A 23,713-nucleotide genomic window follows, 5' to 3' on the forward strand; every position below is an offset into this window, starting at 1 on the left:
CTGTTCGTATGACGGAACTTCGGCAGGCGCTCGAGGCGGCAGACGCCTCTCTGCGTCGAGCCGTCGATGGGGCCAGCCTGTCCGCTCTCTCCGACGCGGACCTCATGAGCCATGGTGGGCGGATCGAAGCCGTCGCCCGCCTCCTCGATGCGGCTCGCGTTCTGCACGCGGCCGAGGTCGCCCGGCGTGCGGAGACCCGTCCGGGGATGGTCGCGGCGTTCGGGTTCCGCGGCCCGGTCGACGCCGTTGCGGGAGTCATGGGCATCTCGGGCGGAGCGGCGAGGCAGAGGATCCGCACGGGTACGGCTATCACACAGATCGTGTCGCCCTCTGGAGCGGTCACCCAGCCCCGGTTCCCGATCATCGCCTCAGCCGTCCGCGCAGGTTCCATCGGTGTCGAGGCCGCCGGACTCATGGTCGCGCAGCTCCAGACGGCCTCGCCGCGCGTCGATCCAGCCGTGCTGCGTGCGGCGGAGGAGAGTCTGGTCGACGCCGCCGCGGGTGACGAGAACCGGCCGCCTCTCACGGTCGACCTCGTCCGTGGCCGTGCCGCGGCGGTCGTGGCCGAGATCGACCCCGACGGCTTGCGCGCGCGGGATGAACGGGCGAGGAGCAGGCGTTCGCTCCGATTCGGTCGTGAGGATTCCGATGGTCTCACTCCCGTTCATGGTTCCCTCCTTCCGTCGTCGCGGCACGATTCCGAAGGCTGTGCGACGCACACATGAAGGCTGCTCGGCCCGTCTTCGTCGACCGGGGCGAAGATGCCGACGCGCTGAACGAATCGAACGCTGATCCGTCGAGTGCGGATTCGCAGAGTTCCGAGACGCGCACTCGTGAGCAGCAGCGTCACGACGTTCTCGGTGCCATCCTCGATGCCGCTGGTCGGGTGGCTGATGCGCCGCACCTCGCTGGCGCACCGCCGGCCATTCTCGTCACCGTCACGAAGGAGGCGCTCGATCAGGGAAGCGGCGTTGGCGTCATCGACGGCATGGACACCCCCGTCTCGGTCGAGACTGTCGCGCAGCTCGCGGATACCGGTGGGTCACAGCCCGTCACTCTCGATGCGACAGGCGCTCTCCTCTCGATGGGATCGGTGCAGCGCTGCTTCACGCCGTCTCAGCGTCGAGCGATCACGGTCCGCGACGGCGGCTGCCTCATCCCCGGCTGCCCCATCCCTGCCGGCTGGTGCGAGGTGCACCACGTCATCCCGTACCGCGCGGGCGGCGCCACGCACGTCCACAATGGGGTGCTCCTGTGTTGGTGGCACCACCACATCATCGATTCCGGACCCTGGAGGCTACGGATGCATCGAGGGGTGCCGCAGGTCCGCGGTCCGGGGGTCCGCGACTGGACGGTCGCGACGAAGCGCCGCATCGACCCGCCGCCGATCAACGCACCCTGCCGCGGTCCGGATCCCGGCCGACGCGGACTGCATTCACCACCGGGCTCGGTACCCAGCCCCCAAGACCATCGCGGTCCCTGATCACGAGGGGCTGCTGTCGGCACATCTCCACCCTGGTCCGTGAGCGTGTCGACGGGATGCGAGGTGGTGCGGGTCGAACTCGTCATCACCGTCACGGTCCCTGAGCGTGTCGAAGGGTGACCTTGTTTCGAGCCTCGATGGTTCTGGAACGTCACGATCGTGGTCCCCGCGTTTTTCGAGGTGGGAACACGCGGGGGCTCTCAGTCGATGGTCGGAACCGAGGCGAGGAGACGGCGGGTGTACGGGTGCTGCGGGTGCGCAAGAACGGTCGAGGTGTCACCCTGCTCCACCACCTCACCCTCCGTCATCACGACGACACGGTCGCACAGTCGCGCGACCACTCCGATGTCGTGCGAGACGAGCACGAGCGTGAACCCCAGGTCCTGCTTCAGGGTGCCGATGAGGTCCAGGATCGACGCGCGCACGGTCACATCGAGAGCGCTCAGCGGTTCGTCACCCACGAGCAGCCGCGGGCGATGGACGAGTGCGCGCGCAATGGCCACCCGCTGTCGCTGGCCTCCCGACAGCTCGTGCGGGTACCGGTCGCCGAACTCCGTGCCGAGCCCCAGCAGCCCGAGCATCTCCCGTACGCGGGCGCGACGGTCACCGTCGATCCCCAAGGCAACGAGCGGTTCGGCCACGATGCGACCGACGGTCATCCGCGGATCGAGCGACGCGTACGGGTCCTGGAACACCACACCCACCTCGCGTCGGAGCCAGGTGAGCGCCGTGTCGGGGCGACCCGAGATCACCTTCCCGTCGAAGAGCACCTCCCCGCCGGTCGGCGCATCGAGCGCGGTCAGCAACCGGACGAGCGTCGACTTCCCGGAACCGGACTCACCGATCACGCCGAGCGCATCACCCGCCTCGACGGTGAGCGACACGGGGCGCAGCGCGTGGGTCACGCTGCCCCGCGTGAAGAGGTTCTCTCGCGGCAGACGGTACTCGCGTGAAATCTCGCGCAACTCGACGAGCGGCCCGGTCATGACGCGTTCCTTGGATCTGTCGAACCGGGACGGTCCGTCGGGCTGGTCGGGTGGGATATGCCGGTTGAGCCGGTTGAGCCGGTTGAGCCGGTTGAGCCGGTTGAGCCGGTTGAGCCGGTTGAGCCGGTTGAGCCGGTTATGCCGGTCGAGCCGGTCGGGGCAGGTCGATCAGGGGCGTCGGCGCCGCTGATCCCGCCCGTCGTGTCGGCGGGAGGAGCCGACGACCGCCAGCTCGTGGCGCGGGCCGACTCCACGAGCCGGCGCACGAGCTCGGTGCGGGGGCGGTGCACGAGGTCATCCACAGACCCCTCCTCCACGACGCGACCGTTCTGCAGCACCACGGCCCGGTCCGCGATGCGGCGAAGCACGGCCAGATCGTGGGTGATGAAGAGCAGGCCGGTGTCGAGATCCGACACGAGCCGGTCGAAGAGGTCGAGGATCTCCGCCTGGATGGTCACGTCGAGCGCGGTCGTCGGCTCGTCCGCGATGAGGAGGCGCGGGCGGCCCGCGAGGGCGAGGGCGATCGCGGCCCGCTGCAGCTGGCCGCCGGACACCTGGTGCGGGTAGCGACCCACGATCCGGTCCGGCTCCGGGAGACGGACCAGGCGCGCGAGCTCGACGGCTCGGGCCGCGGCGTCCCGCCGCGAGACCCCCTCGAAACGACGCACCGGATCGGCGAGCTGCCGACCCAACGAGCGGATGGGGTTGAGGGAGGAGCGTGGCTCCTGGAAAACGATGCCGACGTGTCGCCCGCGGAGGCGCGCCACGTCACGATCGGCTGCGCCGATCACTTCCGTGCCGTCCACGAGCACGCTGCCGGTGGCCGCGGCCCCGTCGGGGAGGATCCCGAGGATCGCCAGTGCCGTGAGGGACTTCCCCGAACCGGACTCGCCGATGAGACCGACGCGCTCGCCGTCGGCGACCGTGAAGCTCACACCGTCGACGACGACACGTCCGTCGATCCGCACGGTCAGATCGCGCACCTCGAGGCTCATGCGGTCACCACCGGAGCGCGGGTCAGACGCGGGTCGGTCACGTCGCGGATCGCGTCGCCGAGCAGGTTGAACGCGAGCACCGTGAGAGTGATCGCGAGTCCTGGCCACAGCACCGACCACGGGTGGATCCCGATGTACGACTGCAGCTCGGCGAGCATCCGACCCCACGATGGGGTGTTCGACGGTGCACCGTAGCCGAGGTACGACAGACCGGCCTCCGCGAGGATCGCCACGGCCATCGACCACGACACCTGCACGATGAACACGGGTGCCACGTTCGGAAGCAGATGCGTCACGAGGTTGCGCACGGGACCCCGCCCCGCTGCCCGCCCCGCGAGCACATACTCCGCGCGGCGGATCCGTCGGAGCTCCGGGCGCGACACGCGACCGATGTTCACGCCGAACGAGAACCCGACGGCGACGATCACCACGAGGAGCGAGCCGCCGAAGGCGGACGCGAGCATCATCGCGATGAGGAGGGTGGGGAAGGCGATGAGCACGTCCACGAGCACCGCGATCCCCTCCCGGAACCAGCGAGCGGTGAGGGCGCCGAGCGCCGCGAGACCCACCCCCACGACGATCGCCACGAGCGCGCTGCCCACGGCCACGCCCACGGTCACTCGGGCGCCCACGAGCAGCACACTGAAGATGTCGCGTCCGATGTTGTCGGTGCCGAGCAGGTGCGTGAACGACGGGGGGAGCCACTGCTCGTAGGGGTTGGCGCGCTGCGGCTCGTACGGGGTCCAGATGAAGGAGACGGCGGCGGCGAGCAGCAGGACGAGGATCACGACACTGCCGTAGATCGCCGAGGGGTGGCGGATGAAAGCGGCGAACCAGCGCGGTCGCGCGCCCGCCGAGCGGCGTGAGCCGGCAGAGCGAGTAGCGCCGGTCGACGGGCTAGCGCCGGTCGAGGGGCTAGCGCCGGTCGAGGGGCTAGCGCCGGTCGAGCGTCCATCGCCCATCGGGCCACCGGCCGGGGGAGTCGCAGGCGTCGATGCGGTCATGACGTCTCCCGCTGCCGAGGGTCGAGCACGCGCGCGAGCACGTCGATGAGCGCGCCGATGACGAGCACGATCGCCGTGAAGAGGAACACGGCCCCCTGCACCTTCTCGAGGTCGCGGTTGCCCACGTCCGAGACGAGCATGCGGCCGACACCGGGGAGCGTGAAGAGCTGCTCGACGATCACGGCGCCCACGAGGAGGCCGGCGACCTGCAGGGCGAGGACCGAGACCACGGACAGGGCCACGTTCGGGAGCCCGTGCGTGAGCAGTGCGCGCCGCCGGGTCAGTCCCGTGGCCGCTGCCGTGCGCACGTAGTCCTGTCCCATCGCCTCGAGCGTGGCGGAGCGGACGAAGCGCAGCAGCACGGCGCCCTCGACCACCCCGATCGTCAGGGCAGGCAGGAGCAGCGCCCGGACCGCCGCGGCCGGATCGTCCCAGCCGCCGCGCGGGAAACCCTGCGGCGGCAGCCAACCGAGCCACACCGCGAAGACGATGACGAGGATCATCCCGGCCCACACCACGGGAACGGCGGCGAGGGCCTGAGCCGTCACGGCGAAGACCGTACCGGAGACCGAGGAACGGCGCAGCGCGGCGAGAACTCCGAACGGCACGCTCACGAGCAGCGCGATGACGAGCGACATGAGGGCGAGGGGTACCGTCACGGCCGCCTTCTCCACGAGCTCCTCGACCACGGGGGTGCCCGTGACGAGCGAGGACCCCAGATCGCCGCGGAGGATGCCGCCCACCCAGTCGAGGTACTGCACCGGCAGTGGCACGTTGAGGCCGAGTTGTTCGCGGATCGCGGCGACCTGCTCCGGCGTGCTCTGAGTGCCCGCGATCACCTGTGCGACGTCACCCGGGAGCACCCGCAGCGTGAAGAAGATCAGTGCACTCGCGATCAGGAGCCCGACGAGGAGCAGGACGATCCGAGTGGCCAGGAAACGGATCACCGCGTCCGGCCGATCCCGGTCACGATCACGTCGCGTCGGCCGCTAGCCGACCGCCAGCTCGCCGAGGTCGAGTCGCGCGTTCGGCGAGTCGGTGGGGAAGCCGGTGATCCCGTCCGCGACGGCCGTGAGCGCCGTGGCGTTGTACAGGACGTCGCCGGCGTGGTCTTCGGCGACGATGCGCGCGGCCTGCGCGAGGAGGTCCGCGGCCTCGTCGTCGCTCGTGGCTGCGACCGACTCCTGGAAGAGCGACTGCACTTCCGGGTTGTCATAGCCGAAATAGTAATCCGGGTTCGCCCAGTTGCCGAAGTCGCGCGCCTCGAGGTGGTCGACGAAGCTCAGGTCGTAGTCCTTGTTCGTGTACACGTCCTCCAGCCAGGCGGAGAACTCGACGGAGTCCACATCGAGGGTGACGCCGACGTCCTTGAACTGCGAGACGAGCACGTTCGAGACGGTGTTCGCGTAGATGTTCGGGATCGTGAGCGTCAGCTCGAGGTCGCTCTGTCCGGCCTCCGCGAGGAGCTGCTTGGCGCGCTCGGGATCGAACGGGCGCACGTCCGTGAGGTCCTCGTAGCCCGGATCGAGCTCGGGGATCGGGCCGCCCTGCTCCACACCGGCGCCGCCGATGGCCGCGATGATCGCCTCGTGATCGATCGCGAGGCGGAGCGCCTCGCGCACACGCACGTCATCGAGAGGCGCGCGCGCATTGTTGAACGCGAGCGTGTACTTGTCCGTGGTCCTGCCCTCGGTGATCGTGAGCTCGTCGACCGCATCGACCTGGCTGCGCAGGTTCGCGTCCACCGGCGTGAGGACGTCGATGTCGCCCGCCACGATGGCGTTCACGCCGGCCGTGGCGTCGGGGATGTACTCGAAGACGACCTCGGACACCTGGGCCGCGTCGCCCCAGTAGTCGTCGAAGCGATCGAGCGAGATGCTCGCGCCCTGCTTCCACTCGCCGAGGGTGAACGGGCCCGTGCCGTTGGCGCCGGTCGAGAGGTCGGTGTCGTCGGCCTGCTCGAACACGAGCCCGCCGCGGCCCGTGAGGTTCCAGAGGAAGTTCGAGTCGGGCGCCGTGAGGGTGATCACGACCGTGTCGTCGCCGTCGGCGGCGATGGAGGAGACGTTCGCGAAGTTCGCGTGGTCGATGAGGGTCTCGTCGTCCTTCACGCCGTTGAGCGACCACACGACGTCATCGACCGTGGCCTCGTTGCCCGAGTGGAAAGTGATGCCGTCGTTGAGCGTGAACGTGTACGTGAGGCCGTCGTCGCTCACCTCGTGGCTCGACGCGAGATTGTCCTCGATCTCGCCGCTCGCGGTGCGCGAGACGAGGCCCTCGTAGACGTTGTCGATGAGCACCTGTTCGAGGGCCGCGCCCGAGGTGTGGCGGATGTCGAGATCCGTCGGCTCCAGCACGAGGCCGACCGTCACGGAGGCGTCTGCGTCCGGGGTGTTCGTGGTGTCGGTGCCCGAGGTGCAGGAGGTGAGGGCGAGGGCCGCGACGAGCGCGAGCCCGACGACGGCGTTCCGGCGGAAACGGGACATGTCGGACGTTTTCCTTTCGAGGGACGGCGAGCCGGGGAAAGAGTACCGGCATCACGTCGGGTACCGGCGCGCTGTGCCGCCGACAGGGGGAGGGATCTATGCGGTTGTGGACGGGACGGAGGCACTCGAGTCGGCGCAAGCCACCTCGAGGGCCGACGTGATCGCGTGGGCGAGGGCCGTAGGGGCCTGCTCCTGCAGGTTGTGGCCGCCGTCGATCGTGAGGGAGCGCGAGCCCGGCACGCGAGTCAGGAACTCCTCCTCGAGCTCATCGGTGAGGAATCCGTGGCTGGCTCGTACCAGCAGGACCGGCACGGTCAGACGTTCGAACGCCGACCAGAGGCCGCTCTTGTCGGCGTCGAAGAGGGGAGCGGCGCCGCCCAGGTTCGCGAGGTGGTGCCGGAAGGCGAATCCGCCGTCGACGGGTCTGGTGTTGAGGAAGACGCCGCGGGAGAGATCGTCCCGGTCGGTGCCGATTCCGAAGGCGATCGCGCGGTCGACGATCTCCTCCCGCGTGGCGTAGACGTCCGGCCCGTCGAGGAAGTCACGGACGGCGGCCGCCCCGGTCGACGTGTCGACGCTCGGTGTGATGTCGACCACCACGAGGCCGCAGACCGTGCCGGGGTTCGTCGCGGCGAGCACGGCAGCGGTGAGGCCGCCGAGCGACTGCCCCACGATGAGCTGACAGTCGGAGCCCACGCGCTCGAGCACCGAGAAGACGGCGGCGGCATTGGTCTCGGCCCGGTAGTCGACGTCGTCCCGCCAGTCGGAGTGGCCGTGACCCGGGAGGTCGACGGCGAGCGCTGGCAGGCCGAGCGCCAGGGCCGTCGCGTCCCAGGTGTGCGCGTTGAGTCCCGCGCCGTGCAAGAACGTCACCTCGGGTCCACCCGTGCTCCACTCGATCGCGCTCACCGCGCGGCCATCGCGGTCGGTGAAACGGGAGCGCCGGTGCGCCGGTACCGAGTCGAGTCCGAGGGCGACGGCCTGACCGCTCAGATAGCGGAACTCGTCGGTGGTGTCGCCGTCGCTCATCGGGTGTCTCCTCGCTTTTCCGTACTCGGTACAGTCTCCTCCATCCGTCGTGGCTCGGGTCCCGCCGCGATCACATCGTGACGTTCGGTGACAGAGTCCGCCGTTCCGCGCAATGCTCTGGCCGAGGCGCCGACAGGGCACCATCATGGAAGGGTGATCGACGAGGAACGCATCCACCTGTCCCGCACCGTGCCGAGCGCATATGAGAAGCTCGCCGCGTTCTCGACCGAGGTCGGCAAGGTCGCGAAGGAGGCCGGCGTCCCCGCGACCACGGCCGAACTCGTGCAGTTGCACGCCTCGCAGCTCAACGGCTGCGCGTACTGCATCCGGGTGCACACGAAGAAGCTCATCGCACTGGGGGAGTCCGCCGAACGGCTGGTGATGCTTCCGGCGTGGCGCGAGTCGGGTATCTACGACGAGCGCGAGCGTGCGGCGCTCACCGTCGTGGAGTCGATCACCCTCATCCGCGACGGTGTCCTGTCCGATCGCGAGTACCGCGACGTGCTCGACTTCCTCTCCGTGGACGAGTACGCGGCCATCGCGTGGATCAGCGTCGCGATCAACGCCTTCAACCGCGTTGCGATCACGGGGCGCTACGCGACGGAACCGGACGACGACTGACGCTCCGTCCGCGCGGGTGTGAGTTGCCCGGACGGGGTACAGATGTGAGGTAAGGCATGCCTATACTGATGGGGCTATGACGACCACCTCTCGCGAGACCACCCGGCGCCGCTCCTCCTCCGCTGCGGAGAGCCGCCGTCTCGCCCCCTTCCTCCTCGCCTGCGACGAGTCGGCGATCGCCGAACTCGAGGCGATGGTCGCGACGCTTCCGCTCTGCGCGAGCGGTCGGGTGTTCGTCGAGGTGGCCTCCGCCGACGACATCGGCCTGATCGCCGTTCCGTCCCGCATGACCGTCACGTGGTTGCCCCGTTCGGCCCGGTCGGGAGCTCCGGGAACCGGCGCATCGTGCGGCCGTGGTGAAGCGGTTGTACGAGCCGTCACCGCATGGGCCGACGAGATGCTGTGCGCCCCCGCGGCTGACGCCGTCGATCGTCCCGACGTGCGCGTGGAGGTCTGGCTCGGCGGTGACTACCGAGGCGTCGCTCCCGCATACGAACACCTCGTGCACGACCTCGGCGTCGACGCGACCCGTGTCACGGCCCCCGTCGCCTACCGCCTGTCCTGAGTCTGTCGAACGGTCGGTCATCGGGACCGTGCCGGACTGAACTTGTCATCGGGCCTTCGCGCACGGGGCTCGTCCCTGGCCGGTCGGGAGGCTCATGCAGAGCCTCGTCCGGAGCCTCGCGCCGCTGAGTCGGGCCGAACCAGCGGTCGACGGCTACTGCTCGGAACGCAGTTCGCGAGACGGCAGGGCCATGAGGTCCACATGCGGCGTCACGGGTGCGGAGGGCGCATCGTCGTGGTCGGACGCCGTCCTTGTCTCGCCGGCGGAACCGACGTCCGCGAGGACTCCTCGAAGCACCGCGGCGTTGTCGCTCGCCGAGGCCACGCGATTGTGATTGATGAACCCTTGCGCCACCTCGATCGCCGGTCCCAGGATGCCCGACAGCAGCCGAAGCGGCAGGTACCAGGCGTCGCTCTGGAGCTCCGGGTCCTCCTGCTCGAATCCGTTGGCGGCCGACGGGGCGACGGCGTACCCGAGCGTGTCGCCTTCGACGAGACCGTAGATGTAGCGGGTGACGTCGTTTCCGGCGACGTATGCCACGTAGCGCGTCGATGCCGACGGCTGCCACCCGGCGAGCATCCCGACCCCGCCGAGAACGATCCGGGTATCGAAACGCGTGCCGAGGGTCTCCGCCACTCCGCCGATGCTCGAGCCGAAACTGTGCTCGACGGACGTGCGAGCGAGGTCGCCGACGGCCGTGGCGTCGAGACCCTCGTTGAAGCGGTCGAAGAGCACTCCGAGCGTGATGGACCGGTGATTGTCGAACGGCCCGTCGCTCACGCTCCACTGCGGAAACGAGCCGATCTTGTACACGAATGCCACGGTCGGTTCGGCACTCGTCGCGTGCTCGACCTCCCACTGCGCGAGTGACTGCATGGAGCCGTCGTAGAAGTCGGCGAGCGTCGCGGTCGTACCGGGGGTGAAGATCAGGGTGCGCGTGGCGGTGGTCGCATCGCCGACCATTTCCACGATCGCGTCGCGCGACACGTCGAAGGCGTAGAGCGAGACGTTTCCCGACGCCACCCGCGCGAGGTAGGTGGCTTCGTCGCTCGCGAGCTCCGAGCCCGAGCGGGGGTACGCGGCGAGGGCCCGAGACGCGCTCTCACGGTTGGCTGAGACCCGGTCGGCGAGGGGCACTCCGTCGAGGTTCCCGACAAGCGTCGGCGAGGCTGTGACGATGTCGGCGCGCTCCGTCGTGGAGAGAGAGCCCCACCACGCGGCGACCCGGGTCGCCGGGAGGGCGGCGTCGAGGATGCGGTCGACGGCGTGGGGGTTGCTCACCACGGCGGGGGTCACGCGAGCGGAGTCGAGGAGGACGTAGGCCGACTGTTGTTCGGCCTCGTCCACATGAGCGGCGACGGCGATGGACTGCAGAGCGGCGGCACTCGCGGCGGCGTTGACGGTGGAGACGGCCGTCACCGCCGCTCCGGCGGTCGTGGCCCCGTTCGACACGACGCCGGCGAGAGCCGCGGCGGTCGATATCACGGGAGCGGCGGCCCTCGTCGGGTCGGCGATGACGCCGCCGAGCAGCTGGATCATGAGCACCACGGCGATCACCAGAGGCATACGCCTGACCACGACGAACCGTGCGCCGACGAGCACCGCGGAGGGGTGGCGGAGAGCCGAAAGCAGGGCGTTTCCGGGCACGCTGAGGACGTCGCTGGCGTTTCGGCGCAGGGCGACGTCGATTGAATGCATGGCCGGCTCCCGCCGTCGGCTCAACGCAGGCTCTCACCGCGCGGGTTGGGGGGGAATCCCGCACACGGAGCCGTTCTTCCCAGGGTACCCGGAACGGGGGGTATGGCGCACTCTGTGCTGCCGAATTAACAGCAACGTCATCCGGGGCGACTCCGGGTGCCGCGCGAACGGGACTACGCCGTCGGCCCGTTCGTCGTCGTCGCCCCATTCGTCCGCGGACGCCGGCGGCGACGCAGATAGCCGCCCTTCTCGAGTCCTGCCTCGATCTCGAACCGGTTGCGCAACGGGTCGCGCCCGGCGGCGAGGTAGAGGAACGGGAAGAGCATCCCGTAGCGCTGCCACTGACGCTTGTGGACGGCCTCATGTTCGAGGACGTCGTCTGAGACGTTCGAATCGGTGAGATAGCAGGAGCCCACGCACGATCCGCCACGACCGAACGCGCGCTTCGGCATGCCGGTGAACACCCACAGTCCGTTGCGCCGTTCGACACGCCCCGTGGAGCAGAGGAAACCCCACGTGAGTCCGACCGCTGTGGCGAAGTAGTATCCGGCGCGGCTCACCGGGGAGTCGAGCAGCAGGGATGGCATCTACGCGTACCGTTCCGTCTCGAGCAGGCGCAGCCAGACCTCGTTCATGGTCGGGTACGCGGGCACCGCGTGCCACAAGCGGTCGAGGGATACCTCTCCCACCACGGCGATGGTCGCCGCGTGCAGCATCTCGGACACGTCCTGACCCACGAACGTCATTCCGAGGATCACGCGCCGCTCCGTGTCGATGACCGCGCGGACGGCACCGGAGTATCCGTCGGAATGCACCGCGGCGCCGGCGACCGAGCCGAGGTCGTAGTCCACGACGCGCACGGGATAGCCCGCCTCGGTCGCGGCCGTCGAGGTGAGCCCGACGGTGGCGACCTCGGGCTCGGTGAACACGACGGACGGAACATGCTCGTGATCGGCGGTGGCGGCGTAGTCGCTCCACGGCTCGGGACGAGCAGAGGGGGAGGACGGGAGGGTACCGGCGGCGCGAGCCGCGATGGCGAGCCCGGCGGCACGCGCCTGGTACTTGCCCTGGTGGGTCAGGAGGGCACGGCCGTTGACGTCGCCCACGGCGTAGAGCCAGTCGCCGTGAACGCCGGACACGCGCATCGAGTCGTCGACGTGGAGGTCCTTCGGTGTGACGCCGACCTCCTCGAGTCCGAGGTCCGATGTGGCCGGGTGCCGACCCGTCGCCACGACGATCTCGTCGGCGACGATCGGCTCGTCGTCCTCGCCGAGGGCGATCGTGACGCGGCCGTCGTCGCCGCGGTGCACGCTCGACGGGGAGCCGACGACGATCCGGACGCCGGACTCCTCGAGGCTCTTCTGCACGCGCTCTGATGCGATGTCCTCGAGCGTTCCGAGCAGGCGTCCACGGATCACGACGGTGACCTCCGCTCCGAGGGACCGGTAGATCGTCGCGAGTTCGGATGCGACCACTCCGCCGCCGACGATCGCGACCGACGACGGGATCTCGGTGACGCTCGTGGCCTCACGGCTCGTCCACGGCTTCGCCTCCGCGAGGCCGTCGATGGGAGGCATCGTGGGCACGGACCCGGTGCACAGGGCCACGGCGTGCGTGGCTGTGAGGGTGCGCACGGTGCCGTCCGGCTGCGTCACGTCCACGCGACGGTCGCCCACGATGCGCGCCCGGCCGCGCACCAGGTCGATCCCCGCGCCCTGCAGCCACTCGACCTGACTCGCGTCGTTCCACTCGCTCGTGAAGCTCGTACGCCGCTCGAGCACGGCGGCCACATCGAGTTCACCGGTGACGGCCGCGCTCGCGCCGGCCACACGCTGTGCCGCGAGTCTCACGGTCGCGGGGCGGAGAAGCGCCTTCGAGGGCATGCACGCCCAGTACGAGCACTCACCGCCCACGAGCTCGGCCTCCACGATCACCACGCGGAGTCCTCCCTTCGTGGCGTAGTCCGCCACGTTCTCGCCGACGGCACCCGCGCCGATGACGATGAGATCCCACTGGTCGGTCGGGGTGGATTCGGTGGTGTCGGTCATGGCGAGTCCTGTCTGTGCGTGCCGTCTGTGTGTCTGTGTGTCTGTCTGTGCTGTGCTGCGGGTCGTTCCGTGCGTCGTGCGGGTTCGAGGGCGATCGCCCTCGCGGATGTCAGCGCCCGACGAAGTCGGCGGTTGTTCGGGTGGCGAAGGCGCGCATGCCGATAGCGGCGTCCTCGCTCGCGGCGAGGGCGGCGAGTGCCGGACCCAGGTCGGCTTCCGCCGCGGCGTCGCCCTCGCGGACGGCCGCCCGCGCGTTCGCAAGCGTGGCCTGCACGGCGAGCGGCGCTTGTGCGGCGATCCGCTGCGCGATCTCGAGCGCCCGATCGAGCTGCTCTCCCGGTTGGGTGAGCTCCTGCACGAGGCCGATACGGTGGGCTTCCTCGGCGTCGAAGGGGTCGCCGGTGAGGATCCAGCGCATCGCGTTCCCCCATCCGGCGGCGCGGGGGAAACGGATGGTGGCGCCGCCGAACGGGAGGATGCCCCTCGACACTTCCAACTGGGCGAAGCTCGTATCGGTTGCGGCCACGACGATGTCGCTCGCGAGGGCGAGCTCGATCCCGAGCGTGAAGCAGGTGCCCTGGGTGGCCATCACGATGGGTTTGCGGACACTGCGCCCCTCCACCTGCCACGGGTGGATGCCTCCATCTGGCACGAAGTCGAGGCCGTCGGACCCGAGCCGCGGGCCGATGTCGGCCAGGTCGAGCCCTCCCGTGAAGTGGTCGCCGACGGCCCAGACCACACCGACTCGCAACTCCGGGTCGGCGTCGAGCTCGCCGTAGGCGGCCGCGAGAGAACGCAGCATGTCGAACGTGGCGGCGTTTCGCTTCTCCGGACGATTCAGGCCGATGAGAAGGACATGCCCCCGGCGTTCGGTGAGGATCAGTTGCTCCGTCGTCATTCCCCCATTGTGGTCGCTGCCACCGACACCCGCACCCGGTTGCACGCACGCGCCGGCGGACCCGCGCGATCGCGTACGACCGACCGCGCGGCGGGGCAGCCCGGTCGCCGCCGTCTGCCACCGAGCGGCATCACTGCGCACACACGGACGACCTCGGCGCGGATCAGGCCCGCAGCGCGGCGATGAGGCGGAGGATCGTCGTGAGGTCGTCGCCGGCATCCGGGTCCGTCACACCGCCCGGCACCTCGTCGGCCGGGGCGAACTCCATGATCCCGGCTCCAGCGAGCTCGAACTCGGCGCGGATCGACTTCACCGCATCGAGCAGATCGGAGACGGACAGGCCGAACGGCTCCGGGTGGTTCACGGCGGTGACCGACGCGGGATCGAGGACGTCGAGGTCGATGTGCACGTAGACGCTCGTCGCGCCGGTCGCGCGCAGTGCGGCGAGGATCGCTTCGGTGGAGGCCTCGGTCCCCGCGAGCACGGCGACCCCCGACTCGGCGGCGAACGCCTCCTCGCCCGGGTCCATGGAGCGCACCCCCGCGAGGACGGTGCGCGACGGCTGCACCGCCGAACGGGAGGCGAAAGCCGGGGGACCGTCGCCGAGAATGGAGCGGAGCACCATCCCGTGGAAGGCGCCGGACGGCGACTCCTCCGGCACGTTGAGGTCGGCGTGGGCGTCGAACCAGACCACGGCGATCCCGTGATCGAGGGATGCGGCGTGTTCGACGGCCGCGAGTTCCACTCCGCAGTCGCCACCGACCGTCACGGCCGGTCCCTGCCCTTGACCGAGCGTCGCGGCGAGTTCCTCGCGCACTCGCAGGACGGACGAGGCGCGGACGACGCCCGTGTCGAGCGCCGAGCCCGCCTCGAGCGGCACGTCGACGTACTCGGTGGCGGATCTCGGCAGATCCTCCGCGATCCGCGCCGCGCCGGTCGCGAGCCGCATCGCACGATCGGAACCCGATCCCTGCCACTGCGGCACCACGACGAAGCGGGCCATGTCAGGCCTCCGCCCGGCGGCGGACGGCGCGGATGCTGTCCGCGCCGCCCGTCCGGGGCGTCGGCGAGCCGGCGGTCACTGTCCCGGCGTGTAGGAGGTGCCCGGAGTGGCCTCGACGGCGGGGAGCGGAGTCGCCGATCCGCCGCTCTTCAGGGCGGCCAGGCGAGCCTCCACCTCGGTGAGCTCGCCCAGGTCCTCGAGCGACTCGAACTGGGCGTCGAGGCTCGACGCGGCGAGCTCGGCCTGGCCGGCCGCCTTCGCCTCCTCGCGGCGGATCTTGTCCTCGAAGCGGGAGACCTCGCTCGTCGGGTCCATGATGTCGATGCTCTTGACCGCGTCGTGCACGCGCTGCTGCGCCTCGGCCGTCTTCGCGCGTGCGATCAGCTCGCTGCGCTTCGACTTGAGCTGCTCGAGCTTGCCCTTCATGTTGTCGAGGCCCGACTTGAGTTTGTCGACGACCTGCGTCTGCGCGCTGATCTGGGGCTCGGCGGCGCGCGCCTCGCGCTCCTCGCTCAGCTGGCGCTGGAGCGCGACCTTCGCGAGGTTGTCGAACTTGTCGGCATCCACGGTGTTGCCGGCGGCTCGGAGCTCGTCGCCCTTGCGGCTCGCGGCGATGGCCTTCTGGCCCCACTCCTGTGCGGCGCGGACGTCCTCGGCGTGGTCCTGCTCGAGCAGGCGGAGGTTTCCGATGGTCTCGGCGATGGCGCTCTCGGCGTCGGCGATCGAGTTGGTGTAGTCCCGCACCATCTGGTCGAGCATCTTCTGGGGGTCCTCCGCCTGGTCCAGGAGGGCGTTGATGTTGGCGCGGGCGAGCTGGCTGATGCGGCCGAAGATGGACTGCTTGCTCATGGGGTGGTTCCTCTCGTCGTGGTGCTGTCGTCTGTCGTGTGAAAGTCAGGTGTCGTGGCGGCGCGGCGGCTCAGAAGCGTCCGCCGCCCGATCGCGATCGACCGCCGCCTCCGCGGGATCCGCCGAAGCTCGAACGGGATCGGGAGCCGCCGAAACTGCCGCCGCCGGAGCGGGATCGTCCGCTTCCGCCGAAGCCCCCACCGAAACCGCCCCCGCCCCCGCCGAAGATGCCGCCGCCTCCGTAGCCGCCGCGATTACCCCCGCCGCCGAGGAGCATGTCCGTGAGGATGTTCCCGATCACGGCGCCCGCCGTGGCATCCCCGATCCCGCTGCCCGTGGACATGCGGCCGGAGGAGTAGGAGGTCACGTCCACCTGCGCTGCGCGCATCGCGTCGGACGCGAGCGACTCGGCGCGCTGGGCGTTCTCGAGCGCGGCGGCCGGATCGGTCGGGGCCAGCTGCTCGGCACGGACGAGGGACTGACCGGCGCTCGCGAGTCGCGTGCGCGCCTCTTCCGAGATGGTGCCGCGGCGGGAGCTGATGAAGTCCTCGGCCGCGCTGACCTTCGCGCGAGCGGAGACGAGGACGGAGCCGAGCAGGCTCGCTGCGCGCCGGGCGGCCTCGTCCGCTTGACGGACCTCGGCGGTCGCGGACTCGATGGACGTCTCGGCGGCAGTGAGGCGGTCGAGTGTCGCGACGGGGTCTCCGGGTGCGCCGGACGAGCGGGCCGCGCGGACGTCGGTGGCGACGGTCTCGGCCGCGGCGACGGCGGCGGCGAGGTCGCCGCCGCGCTCGCCGCGTGCACGGGCCGCGGCGATGTCGGCATCGAGCTCGGAGAGCAGGCCGGGGATCGCCTGCTCGGCGTGGTCGAGCTGCTCGAGGCGGCGGTCGACCGCATCGAGGAGGGAGATGGCCTGGTCGACGGCCGTCTCCGCCGCGCGGATGGCGACGGCGGCCTCGCCGCTGCGCTGGGCGGCGATGGCGGTGTCCGCCTCCGTGAAGCGTTCGGAGGCGAACGCGAGCAGCCCATCGGCCTCCCTCACGTTGTCAGCGACGGGCTCGAGGGCGCTCGGGGCGAGACGCGCGCGTGCCGCATCGAGGCGCTGACCCGTGCCGGGCAGACGCGCGCTCGTCGATCCCGTTTCCGTGCGGATCGTCGCGAGAGCCTCCGGCGCCTTCGCCTCGATCGCCCGCAGCTCGGCGAAGGAGACGGCCTGGGCGTCGAGCGCGTCGTCGGCCTCGTCGCACAGCGCGATGATGCGGGTGTTCCATTCCCGCTTCTGCTGCTCGGTGTCCTCGATGTGGTCGTCGAGCTGCTGCTTGAGCGTGAAGGCCTCCGTGAGCTTCGCCTTGGCGGCGTCGATCGACCCACGGAACGGCGTTGTCGCGTCGGAGCCGTACTGGGCGACGGCGAAGCTGAGCTCCTGCTCGCTCGTCCGCACCGCGTCGTCCGTCTGCACGAGGGCGACGCCCGCCTGCCTCTCGAGCTCGGGCAGCGGAACGGCCGCCGGCCCGCCGGTCGGCGCACCCTGCGTGCGGCGCCGTGAACGGACCACGAAGAAGATGATGGCGCCGACCACGACGACGCCGATGATGAGCACCCAGAAGAAGCCGGATCCGTTCGATCCGTAGCTCCCCGAGACGACGCCGCGGAGGCCGTCTGCAGCGGCGACGCCGGCACCGGCCCAGTCCTCGTCACGCAGCTGGGGGAGGATCTGGTCCAGCTCGATCGAGGTGAGCTGGTCTCCCGAGACGGGGCCGGACGTGTCGCCCGAGAGATAGTAGGTGCGCGCATCCGTCGCAACGGCGAGGAGGTACTGATTCGGTCCGAGGCCGTTCTGCTCCGCTGTGGTGTTCGCCCATTCCTCCGCGTCGGCGGGGGAGGAGAACTCGTCGACGTAGACGACCCAGAGATCGACGTCCTCCCGCTGGAGCTCGCCGATGGCGTCCTCGATCGCGGTCACCCCGCCGGCGTCGAGCACTCCGGCATTGTCGACGACGTGCTCGGAGCCGAGGTCGACCGGTGTCTCGGTCGACAGGATGGAGGTCACGTCGGCCGGGAGGGTCGTCTCGTCGGGTGATGCGGACGCCACCGACGTGGGGAGGAGGGTCATCGACGCGGCGATGACGACAGCGGCGATCGCCGTTCCGAACCTCGCGAGCATCGGCCCACTCTCCTGTTTCCTGAGCGTGTCTTGAAGTCTAGGCGGCGGCTTCCTGCCCCGTCCATCCACCCAGCCCAGTCCCAGGGCTCGTTCAGGTTGGGTCGACCTCCGGCGGAGCGGCGTGCCTCGGCGGCGCCGCAGCGGAGCACGATTAGCGTGGCCGGGTGATCGATTCCCGCGACCCCTTCGACCGGTACGGAGGCGACGTGCTCGCCGGTGATTGGCGTGCGGCCGGTCGCACGGTGGTCCCATCCGTCGCGGTGGAACGGGACATGGTGGTGGAGGAGGCGGCGTCCGGCTGGGTCGGTGCCGTCGTCCGTGCGGATGCCCGGATGATCGAGCTCGAGGATCGTCGGGGAAAGATTCGCGCCTTCCCGCTCGGCTCAGGCTTCCTCATCGACGGCAAGCCTGTCGTGCTCACGCCGCCGGCCGCCGCGAAGGCCGCACCGAAGCGCACCGCGTCGGGTTCCTTCGCCGTCGAGAACCTTCAGGCGCGCACGGCACGGGCCAGTCGCATCTACGTCGAGGGGCGGCACGACGCCGAGCTCGTCGAGAAGGTGTGGGGGCACGACCTCCGGGTGGAGGGGGTCGTCGTCGAGTACCTCGGCGGCATCGACGACCTCGCGAGCCATCTCGAGGAGGCGAAGCCCTCGCGCGATCGTCGGATCGGAGTGCTCGTCGATCACCTCGTCGAGGGTTCGAAGGAGAGTCGTATCGCCGCGAGCGCGGTGAAGCCTGCATACCGCGATCACGTGCTCATCGTGGGGCACCCGTTCATCGACGTGTGGCAGGCGGTGAAGCCGCAGCGCCTCGGCATCGAGGCGTGGCCCACGATCCCGCGGAACATCGAGTGGAAGAAGGGGATATGCCGGTCGTTCGGCTGGCCCCACGAGACGCAGGCCGACATCGCGGCGGCGTGGCAGCACATCCTCTCGAAGGTGAACACCTTCGGTGACCTCGAGCCGGAGCTCCTCGGCCGCGTCGAGCACCTCATCGACTTCGTCACCGAACCCACCTCCTGACCCCCCTCACCCCAAAAAGATGGCGATACACCCCGAAACCCGATGGTGTATCGCCATCTTTTTGGGGTCTGGGAAGGGGTGAGGGGAGGGGGAGGTGGTTGCGTGCGCGTCACGAGCCGTTCACCCGGCGGACGCCCTGATGTCGCGTGACGCTCCTAACCTCCGTGAGGCAGCCGAGTCATGCCCGACCTCGGCGCACCACGAGAGGAACCCATGTCCACACGTCGAGGCATCGCCGCACTCGCGGCCGCTGCGTCCATCACCCTGCTCCTCGGAGCATGCTCGTCCGGAGGAGCCGACGCCTCAGGCGGCGACGCATCGACGGACGCCGCGACGGCCACGAGCCTCGCCGACTTCGGCTCGCTCGCCGACCTCGAGGCCGCCGCGAAGGCGGAGGGGCAGCTCAACGTCATCGCCCTCCCGCGCGACTGGGCCAACTACGGTGCCGTCCTCGACGCGTTCGCCGCGAAGTACCCGGAGATCACCATCAACGAGGCGTCGCCCGACGCGTCGAGCGCCGAGGAGATCCAGGCGGCCGAGACCAACAAGGGCCTCGACACCGCGCCTGACGTCTTCGACCTCGGCCTCACGGTCGCCCTCGAGAACACCGACACCTTCGCCCCGTACAAGGTGGAGAACTGGGACTCGATCCCCGACGAGCTGAAGGAGGAGAGCGGACTCTTCACGGGCGACTACGGCGGATACATGTCGATCGGCTACGACTCCTCCAAGTTCGACGCGCCCGAGTCGCTCGAGGACCTCCTCGGCTCCGACTTCAAGGGCTCCGTCGCGATCAACGGCGACCCGACCCAGGCCGGTGCCGCATTTGCCGCCGTGGGTCTCGCGACCGTGCAGAACGGCGGTGACCTCGACGACTTCGGCCCCGGCATCGAGTTCTTCAAGGAACTCAACGCCGCTGGAAACATGCTGAAGCTCGACGTCACGAGCGCAACGGTCGCCTCCGGTGAGACCCCCGTCGTCTTCGACTGGGACTACCTGAACGTCGCCCACACGGCGGACAACCCCGACTGGAAGGTCAAGATCCTCCCGGGTACGGGCTACGCGGGCTACTACAACCAGGCTGTGAACGCCGACGCACCGCACCCCGCCGCAGCGCGCCTCTGGCAGGAGTTCCTCTACAGCGACGAGGCGCAGAACCTGTGGCTCGCCGGTGGTGCCCGCCCAGTGCTCGCCGACGCGATGGAGGAGGCTGGGACCATCGACGCCGACCTCTTCGAGGCGCTCCCCGAGGCTCCGTCTGAGGTCGTCGTGCCGACGTCCGACCAGAGTGCCGCTGCCGGCGAGCTCCTCGGCAGCGAATGGGCCGCCGCGGTCGGCTAGACCAGGTGACCTCAGCAGTTCACGAGGGCGTCGGTGCCGTCGACTCCGGTCGACGGCGCCGACGCGCCACAGCCCCTGCAGCCCTCGGGCTGCTCCCGTTCGGTGCATACGTCGCCGTTTTCCTGGCCCTCCCAACGGGTATCGCTCTTGCGAGCGGCCTCTTCACCTCCGACGGCGCCTTCACCCTGGAGAACCTCTCGGCTCTCGCCGACCCGGTGATCCTCGGCGCGTTCTGGAACTCGATCTGGCTGTCGTTCCTCACGGCGGCGATCGGAGCCGTCGTGGGCGCGGCGCTCAGCTACGCCATGCTCGGCTTCCCCGAGGACGGCCGTGCTCGATCGATCGTTGACGCCGCGAGCGGTGTGCTCGCGCAGTTCGGCGGCGTGATGCTCGCGTTCGCGTTCATCGCGACGATCGGTCTGCAGGGCGTCGTCACCGTGTTCCTGCGTGACGTGTTCGGCGTCGACATCTTCGCCGACGGCGCCTGGATCTACGAGCTTCCCGGCCTCGTCCTGCCGTACATCTACTTTCAGGTACCGCTCATGGTGATCACGTTCCTCCCGGCGCTCGCGGGCCTCAAGCCGCAGTGGATGGAGGCGACGCTGACGCTCGGAGGCACGCCGGCGACGTTCTGGTGGAAGGTGGGGATACCGGTGCTCGCGCCGTCGTTCTTCGCGAGCTTCCTGCTCCTCATCGCGAACGCGTTCTCGTCGTACGCCACGGCGGCGGCTCTGTCGAGTCAGGGCTCGTCGATCGTGCCGCTGCAGATCCGGACGGCGCTCACGAGCGAGACGGTGCTGGGCCGCGAGAACGTGGCGGGTGTGCTCGCGCTCGGCATGATCGTGATCATGGCCGTGGTCATGTGCGCGTACGCGCTCGTGCAGAGGAGGGCCGCTCGATGGCAGGCCTGACCCGGACGGGTACCGTCCGCGCAACGATCGCTCCGCGCCGCCCCACGACCTGGCTCATTCTCGGTGTCGTCGGGCTCGTGTTCCTCATCCCGATCGCGTCCATGGTGGCCTTCACGTTCCGCACCTCGGGTGGCGGCTACGACCTCAGCCACTGGGTCGCGCTCGTCGACCCGGCGAACGCGGGGAAGTACGCGCCGATCTGGAAGGGGCTGCAGGGATCTCTCGTGCTGGCCCTCACCACCGTGGCGATCGTCCTCTTCCTCCTGGCCCCCACGATGATCCTCGTGACGCTGCGCTTCCCGAAGCTGCGGCGACCGCTCGAGTTCCTCTGCCTCCTCCCGCTTTCGATCCCTGCGATCGTGCTCGTGGTGGGACTCGCTCCCATATATCTGTCGATCGGTCGCACCGTGGGAACCGGTGTGTGGACGCTCGCCTTCGCGTACGGCGTGACGGTGCTTCCGTACGCCTACCGCGCGATCCAGGCGAACCTCGACGCGATCGACGTCCGCACCCTCTCGGAGGCCGCCCGCTCGCTCGGCGCCGGATGGGGGAGCGTGCTCTTCCGTGTCCTCGCACCGAACCTCCGCGTCGGGCTGCTGTCCGCCTCGCTCATCTCGGTGGCCGTGGTGCTCGGTGAGTTCACGATCGCGTCGCTGCTCAACAGGCAGAACCTCCAGACGGCGCTCTTCGTCGTCAACAAGCAGGACCCCTACGTCGCGGTGATCCTCGCGCTCCTCGCGCTGCTCTTCGCCTTCCTCCTGCTGCTCGCCATCGGTCGCGTCGGCACGGCGACGGCCCTTCGACGCTCCACTCCGCGAAAGGACCCGACATGACATCGGACCGCGCTCTCGACACAGCCACCTCGCGGGACGCCCGCACCACGGGCTCGAATCCGCTCGTCGCCGCCGGCGTCGACGGGGCGAGCGTCTCCTTCCGCGAGGTCGTCAAGGAGTACGGCGGGCACCGCGTGCTGCACGGACTCGACCTCGACATCGCGGCGGGGGAGTTCGTATCGCTTCTCGGTCCGTCGGGATGCGGCAAGACCACGGCTCTGCGTGTCCTCGCCGGCCTGGAGTCGCCGGAAGGCGGCGTCGTGCGCATCGGCGGCACGGACGTGTCGAACGTGCCCACGAACAAGCGGGACCTCGGGATGGTCTTTCAGGCGTACTCCCTCTTCCCCCACCTCACGGCCGTCGAGAACACGATGTTCGGACTCGGAATGCGCAAGGTGAAGAAGGCGGAGGCGCGGGAGCGGGCGCTCGCCGCGCTCGAGCTCGTGGGGCTGCGTGACTTCGGCGACCGGTACCCCGCCCAGCTCTCCGGCGGCCAGCAGCAGCGCGTGGCGCTCGCCCGCGCGCTCGTGACGGAGCCACGGGTGCTGCTGCTCGACGAGCCGCTCTCGGCTCTCGACGCGAAGGTGCGGGTGCAGCTGCGTGATGAGATCCGTCGCATCCAGCTGCGTCTCGCGATCACGACGGTGTTCGTGACGCACGACCAGGAGGAGGCGCTCGCCGTCTCCGACCGGATCGCCGTGATGAACGGTGGCCGCATCGAGCAGATCGGCTCGCCCGAGGACCTCTACCGCGATCCGGCGACGCCGTTCGTGGCCGACTTCGTGGGCCTCTCGAGTGTGGTCCCGGCCACGGCGGAGGGCGGGCACGCGACCGTCTTCGGGGTCCGCCTGCCCCTGCGTTCATCGCGTCCGGATGGCCCCATCGAGGTGCTCCTGCGACCCGAGAACGTCCGTCTCGCGACCGACGGACGCGGCGAGCGGGCGTCGGTGCTCGAGAGCACGTTCCTGGGTTCGCTGAGGCGGACGCGCTTGCGGACGGACGGCGGGCTCACGGTCCGCATGCAGCACGCGGCGGATGAGCGGCTCGCGTTCGGCGACGAGGTCTCGATCGAGGTGGCCGCGGACTCCCTCGCCGCCCGCTGACACGAGAAGCGCCGCCCGTCGACTGACGGGCGGCGCTTCTGTTCGTTGACGGCCGGCCGGCCGTGCAGGCAGGCGCGCTAGTTGCTGGCGCTGCGTCGAAGCGATCGAACGCGGAGGAGCACCGCGCCCACGATGAGGGTGCCCGCGCCCAGCCACACGACGGCTGCGGTCGAGGCGCCCGTCACCGCGAGGTCGTCGCCGCCCGACGTGCCGGAATCGGCGGGGATGATGGAGAAGGCGGCGGTGCCGGCGGCGCCCGAGCTCACGCCGCGTGCCGCGATGCTGCAGGTACCCGTGGCGCCGGCCGGCACCGTGAAGTCGGTGCTCGTGCTGCCATCGGCGTCCGCGACGTCGTCGAGGACCATGTCGGCCGCTCCGGGGCAGGTGACGATGATCTCCACCTTCTCCCCGGGGGCGAACACTCCCTCGAAGCCCACGTTGAGGGAACCACCCGGCACAGGACGTCCCGTCACGTCTCCCACTCCGTTGCCACCGGGCGCGTAGGCGGAGGCGGCCGATGGGACGGCGAGAAGGGCGACGAATGCCAGCCCGAGGACGGCGAGGAGCTTCTTGATCATGGGTTTCCTTGCTGTGCGGTGGCGAGGACGGCCACGTCGCGTTCGGCGACGGCTTTCATCCAGAACTCTTTGCACGCTAAGGGAGTTGTTACATGA

Annotated in this window: 23 protein-coding genes; 9 read left to right on the top strand and 14 right to left on the bottom strand. The window is 69.9% G+C overall.

Annotated features, from left to right (window positions below; genetic code table 11):
* Window positions 1–8 precede the first annotated feature (8 nt).
* Window positions 9–725 carry a DUF222 domain-containing protein gene (locus tag CLV49_RS18630; RefSeq protein WP_106563833.1) on the top strand — a complete coding sequence of 239 codons (717 nt, stop codon included), beginning with the start codon at window positions 9–11 and terminating at the stop codon, window positions 723–725.
* Window positions 722–1,483: an HNH endonuclease signature motif containing protein gene (locus tag CLV49_RS18635; RefSeq protein ID WP_106563834.1), complete on the top strand. Its 762-nt coding sequence runs from the start codon at window positions 722–724 to the stop codon at window positions 1,481–1,483. Before CLV49_RS18630 ends, CLV49_RS18635 begins: the two co-directional genes overlap by 4 nt.
* A 200-nt stretch (window positions 1,484–1,683) precedes the next feature.
* On the opposite strand, the gene CLV49_RS12530 is transcribed toward CLV49_RS18635, so the two are convergent.
* From CLV49_RS12530 to CLV49_RS12555, 6 genes are all read right to left on the bottom strand, one after another.
* Window positions 1,684–2,469 (bottom strand): ABC transporter ATP-binding protein, encoded by a 786-nt coding sequence (locus CLV49_RS12530; RefSeq protein ID WP_106563835.1) that lies wholly within the window; start codon window positions 2,467–2,469, stop codon window positions 1,684–1,686.
* Window positions 2,466–3,464 (bottom strand): ABC transporter ATP-binding protein, encoded by a 999-nt coding sequence (locus tag CLV49_RS12535; RefSeq protein ID WP_341810516.1) that lies wholly within the window; start codon window positions 3,462–3,464, stop codon window positions 2,466–2,468. Before CLV49_RS12535 ends, CLV49_RS12530 begins: the two co-directional genes overlap by 4 nt.
* On the bottom strand, window positions 3,461–4,252 hold the full coding sequence (locus CLV49_RS12540) for an ABC transporter permease (RefSeq protein WP_424978342.1): 792 nt from the start codon (window positions 4,250–4,252) through the stop codon (window positions 3,461–3,463). The genes CLV49_RS12535 and CLV49_RS12540 overlap by 4 nt, the downstream gene beginning before the upstream one ends.
* A 212-nt stretch (window positions 4,253–4,464) precedes the next feature.
* Complete coding sequence (locus CLV49_RS12545) at window positions 4,465–5,415, bottom strand: ABC transporter permease (protein ID WP_106563836.1); 951 nt, start codon at window positions 5,413–5,415, stop codon at window positions 4,465–4,467.
* A gap of 42 nt (window positions 5,416–5,457) precedes the next feature.
* A complete protein-coding gene (locus tag CLV49_RS12550) occupies window positions 5,458–6,954 on the bottom strand; it encodes an ABC transporter substrate-binding protein (protein WP_106563837.1) in 1,497 nt (498 codons plus the stop codon).
* Between the two features lie 96 nt (window positions 6,955–7,050).
* Complete coding sequence (locus CLV49_RS12555) at window positions 7,051–7,983, bottom strand: alpha/beta fold hydrolase (RefSeq protein ID WP_106563838.1); 933 nt, start codon at window positions 7,981–7,983, stop codon at window positions 7,051–7,053.
* A 153-nt stretch (window positions 7,984–8,136) separates the two neighbouring features.
* On the opposite strand from CLV49_RS12555, the gene CLV49_RS12560 reads away from it, so the two are divergent.
* Together CLV49_RS12560 and CLV49_RS12565 are read left to right on the top strand one after the other, a co-directional pair.
* Window positions 8,137–8,604 (top strand): carboxymuconolactone decarboxylase family protein, encoded by a 468-nt coding sequence (locus tag CLV49_RS12560; protein ID WP_106563839.1) that lies wholly within the window; start codon window positions 8,137–8,139, stop codon window positions 8,602–8,604.
* A gap of 76 nt (window positions 8,605–8,680) precedes the next feature.
* Window positions 8,681–9,169 (top strand): SIP domain-containing protein, encoded by a 489-nt coding sequence (locus CLV49_RS12565; RefSeq protein WP_106563840.1) that lies wholly within the window; start codon window positions 8,681–8,683, stop codon window positions 9,167–9,169.
* Window positions 9,170–9,322: 153 nt separating this feature from the next.
* Here the strand turns inward: CLV49_RS12565 and CLV49_RS12570 are convergent, their stop codons facing one another.
* From CLV49_RS12570 to CLV49_RS12600, 7 genes are all read right to left on the bottom strand, one after another.
* Window positions 9,323–10,867, bottom strand: a complete 1,545-nt coding sequence (locus CLV49_RS12570; RefSeq protein ID WP_106563841.1) for a hypothetical protein — start codon at window positions 10,865–10,867, stop codon at window positions 9,323–9,325.
* A gap of 173 nt (window positions 10,868–11,040) precedes the next feature.
* A complete protein-coding gene (locus tag CLV49_RS12575; RefSeq protein WP_106563842.1) occupies window positions 11,041–11,454 on the bottom strand; it encodes a Fe-S oxidoreductase in 414 nt (137 codons plus the stop codon).
* Entirely contained in the window at window positions 11,455–12,915 is a 1,461-nt protein-coding gene (locus tag CLV49_RS12580) for a dihydrolipoyl dehydrogenase family protein (RefSeq protein ID WP_106563843.1), read from the bottom strand.
* Window positions 12,916–13,024: 109 nt separating this feature from the next.
* Window positions 13,025–13,813, bottom strand: coding sequence for a crotonase/enoyl-CoA hydratase family protein (locus tag CLV49_RS12585; protein ID WP_106563844.1), 789 nt, complete (start codon window positions 13,811–13,813; stop codon window positions 13,025–13,027).
* Between the two features lie 163 nt (window positions 13,814–13,976).
* Window positions 13,977–14,816 carry an arginase family protein gene (locus tag CLV49_RS12590; protein WP_106563845.1) on the bottom strand — a complete coding sequence of 280 codons (840 nt, stop codon included), beginning with the start codon at window positions 14,814–14,816 and terminating at the stop codon, window positions 13,977–13,979.
* A gap of 75 nt (window positions 14,817–14,891) precedes the next feature.
* Window positions 14,892–15,665 carry a PspA/IM30 family protein gene (locus CLV49_RS12595; RefSeq protein WP_106563846.1) on the bottom strand — a complete coding sequence of 258 codons (774 nt, stop codon included), beginning with the start codon at window positions 15,663–15,665 and terminating at the stop codon, window positions 14,892–14,894.
* 70 nt (window positions 15,666–15,735) lie between these two features.
* Complete coding sequence (locus CLV49_RS12600; protein ID WP_208019782.1) at window positions 15,736–17,829, bottom strand: TPM domain-containing protein; 2,094 nt, start codon at window positions 17,827–17,829, stop codon at window positions 15,736–15,738.
* Window positions 17,830–17,993: 164 nt separating this feature from the next.
* On the opposite strand from CLV49_RS12600, the gene CLV49_RS12605 reads away from it, so the two are divergent.
* From CLV49_RS12605 to CLV49_RS12625, 5 genes are all read left to right on the top strand, one after another.
* Entirely contained in the window at window positions 17,994–18,851 is an 858-nt protein-coding gene (locus CLV49_RS12605) for a DUF3097 domain-containing protein (protein WP_243696587.1), read from the top strand.
* 213 nt (window positions 18,852–19,064) lie between these two features.
* Window positions 19,065–20,192, top strand: a complete 1,128-nt coding sequence (locus CLV49_RS12610) for an ABC transporter substrate-binding protein (RefSeq protein ID WP_106563847.1) — start codon at window positions 19,065–19,067, stop codon at window positions 20,190–20,192.
* Window positions 20,171–21,103: an ABC transporter permease gene (locus tag CLV49_RS12615; protein WP_106563848.1), complete on the top strand. Its 933-nt coding sequence runs from the start codon at window positions 20,171–20,173 to the stop codon at window positions 21,101–21,103. The genes CLV49_RS12610 and CLV49_RS12615 overlap by 22 nt, the downstream gene beginning before the upstream one ends.
* Window positions 21,091–21,936 (top strand): ABC transporter permease, encoded by an 846-nt coding sequence (locus CLV49_RS12620; RefSeq protein WP_106563849.1) that lies wholly within the window; start codon window positions 21,091–21,093, stop codon window positions 21,934–21,936. Before CLV49_RS12615 ends, CLV49_RS12620 begins: the two co-directional genes overlap by 13 nt.
* Window positions 21,933–23,039, top strand: a complete 1,107-nt coding sequence (locus tag CLV49_RS12625) for an ABC transporter ATP-binding protein (RefSeq protein ID WP_106563850.1) — start codon at window positions 21,933–21,935, stop codon at window positions 23,037–23,039. The genes CLV49_RS12620 and CLV49_RS12625 overlap by 4 nt, the downstream gene beginning before the upstream one ends.
* Before the next feature lie 77 nt (window positions 23,040–23,116).
* Here the strand turns inward: CLV49_RS12625 and CLV49_RS12630 are convergent, their stop codons facing one another.
* The gene (locus CLV49_RS12630; RefSeq protein WP_106563851.1) at window positions 23,117–23,617 is read right to left on the bottom strand and encodes a hypothetical protein; all 501 of its coding nucleotides are present in this window, start codon (window positions 23,615–23,617) and stop codon (window positions 23,117–23,119) included.
* Window positions 23,618–23,713 lie beyond the last annotated feature (96 nt).

The sequence above is a fragment of the Labedella gwakjiensis genome, from assembly GCF_003014675.1.
GTDB classification, from domain to species: domain Bacteria; phylum Actinomycetota; class Actinomycetes; order Actinomycetales; family Microbacteriaceae; genus Labedella; species Labedella gwakjiensis.

Bases quoted from the DNA above. Each gene is read 5' to 3' on its own strand.
- CLV49_RS18630 (WP_106563833.1), top strand. From the start codon at position 9: ATGACGGAACTTCGGCAGGCGCTCGAGGCGGCAGACGCCTCTCTGCGT.
- CLV49_RS18635 (WP_106563834.1), top strand. From the start codon at position 722: ATGAAGGCTGCTCGGCCCGTCTTCGTCGACCGGGGCGAAGATGCCGAC.
- CLV49_RS12530 (WP_106563835.1), bottom strand. From the start codon at position 2,469: ATGACCGGGCCGCTCGTCGAGTTGCGCGAGATTTCACGCGAGTACCGT.
- CLV49_RS12535 (WP_341810516.1), bottom strand. From the start codon at position 3,464: ATGAGCCTCGAGGTGCGCGATCTGACCGTGCGGATCGACGGACGTGTC.
- CLV49_RS12550 (WP_106563837.1), bottom strand. From the start codon at position 6,954: ATGTCCCGTTTCCGCCGGAACGCCGTCGTCGGGCTCGCGCTCGTCGCG.
- CLV49_RS12555 (WP_106563838.1), bottom strand. From the start codon at position 7,983: ATGAGCGACGGCGACACCACCGACGAGTTCCGCTATCTGAGCGGTCAG.
- CLV49_RS12565 (WP_106563840.1), top strand. From the start codon at position 8,681: ATGACGACCACCTCTCGCGAGACCACCCGGCGCCGCTCCTCCTCCGCT.
- CLV49_RS12570 (WP_106563841.1), bottom strand. From the start codon at position 10,867: ATGCATTCAATCGACGTCGCCCTGCGCCGAAACGCCAGCGACGTCCTC.
- CLV49_RS12575 (WP_106563842.1), bottom strand. From the start codon at position 11,454: ATGCCATCCCTGCTGCTCGACTCCCCGGTGAGCCGCGCCGGATACTAC.
- CLV49_RS12580 (WP_106563843.1), bottom strand. From the start codon at position 12,915: ATGACCGACACCACCGAATCCACCCCGACCGACCAGTGGGATCTCATC.
- CLV49_RS12585 (WP_106563844.1), bottom strand. From the start codon at position 13,813: ATGACGACGGAGCAACTGATCCTCACCGAACGCCGGGGGCATGTCCTT.
- CLV49_RS12590 (WP_106563845.1), bottom strand. From the start codon at position 14,816: ATGGCCCGCTTCGTCGTGGTGCCGCAGTGGCAGGGATCGGGTTCCGAT.
- CLV49_RS12595 (WP_106563846.1), bottom strand. From the start codon at position 15,665: ATGAGCAAGCAGTCCATCTTCGGCCGCATCAGCCAGCTCGCCCGCGCC.
- CLV49_RS12600 (WP_208019782.1), bottom strand. From the start codon at position 17,829: ATGCTCGCGAGGTTCGGAACGGCGATCGCCGCTGTCGTCATCGCCGCG.
- CLV49_RS12610 (WP_106563847.1), top strand. From the start codon at position 19,065: ATGTCCACACGTCGAGGCATCGCCGCACTCGCGGCCGCTGCGTCCATC.
- CLV49_RS12615 (WP_106563848.1), top strand. From the start codon at position 20,171: ATGGGCCGCCGCGGTCGGCTAGACCAGGTGACCTCAGCAGTTCACGAG.
- CLV49_RS12620 (WP_106563849.1), top strand. From the start codon at position 21,091: ATGGCAGGCCTGACCCGGACGGGTACCGTCCGCGCAACGATCGCTCCG.
- CLV49_RS12625 (WP_106563850.1), top strand. From the start codon at position 21,933: ATGACATCGGACCGCGCTCTCGACACAGCCACCTCGCGGGACGCCCGC.
- CLV49_RS12630 (WP_106563851.1), bottom strand. From the start codon at position 23,617: ATGATCAAGAAGCTCCTCGCCGTCCTCGGGCTGGCATTCGTCGCCCTT.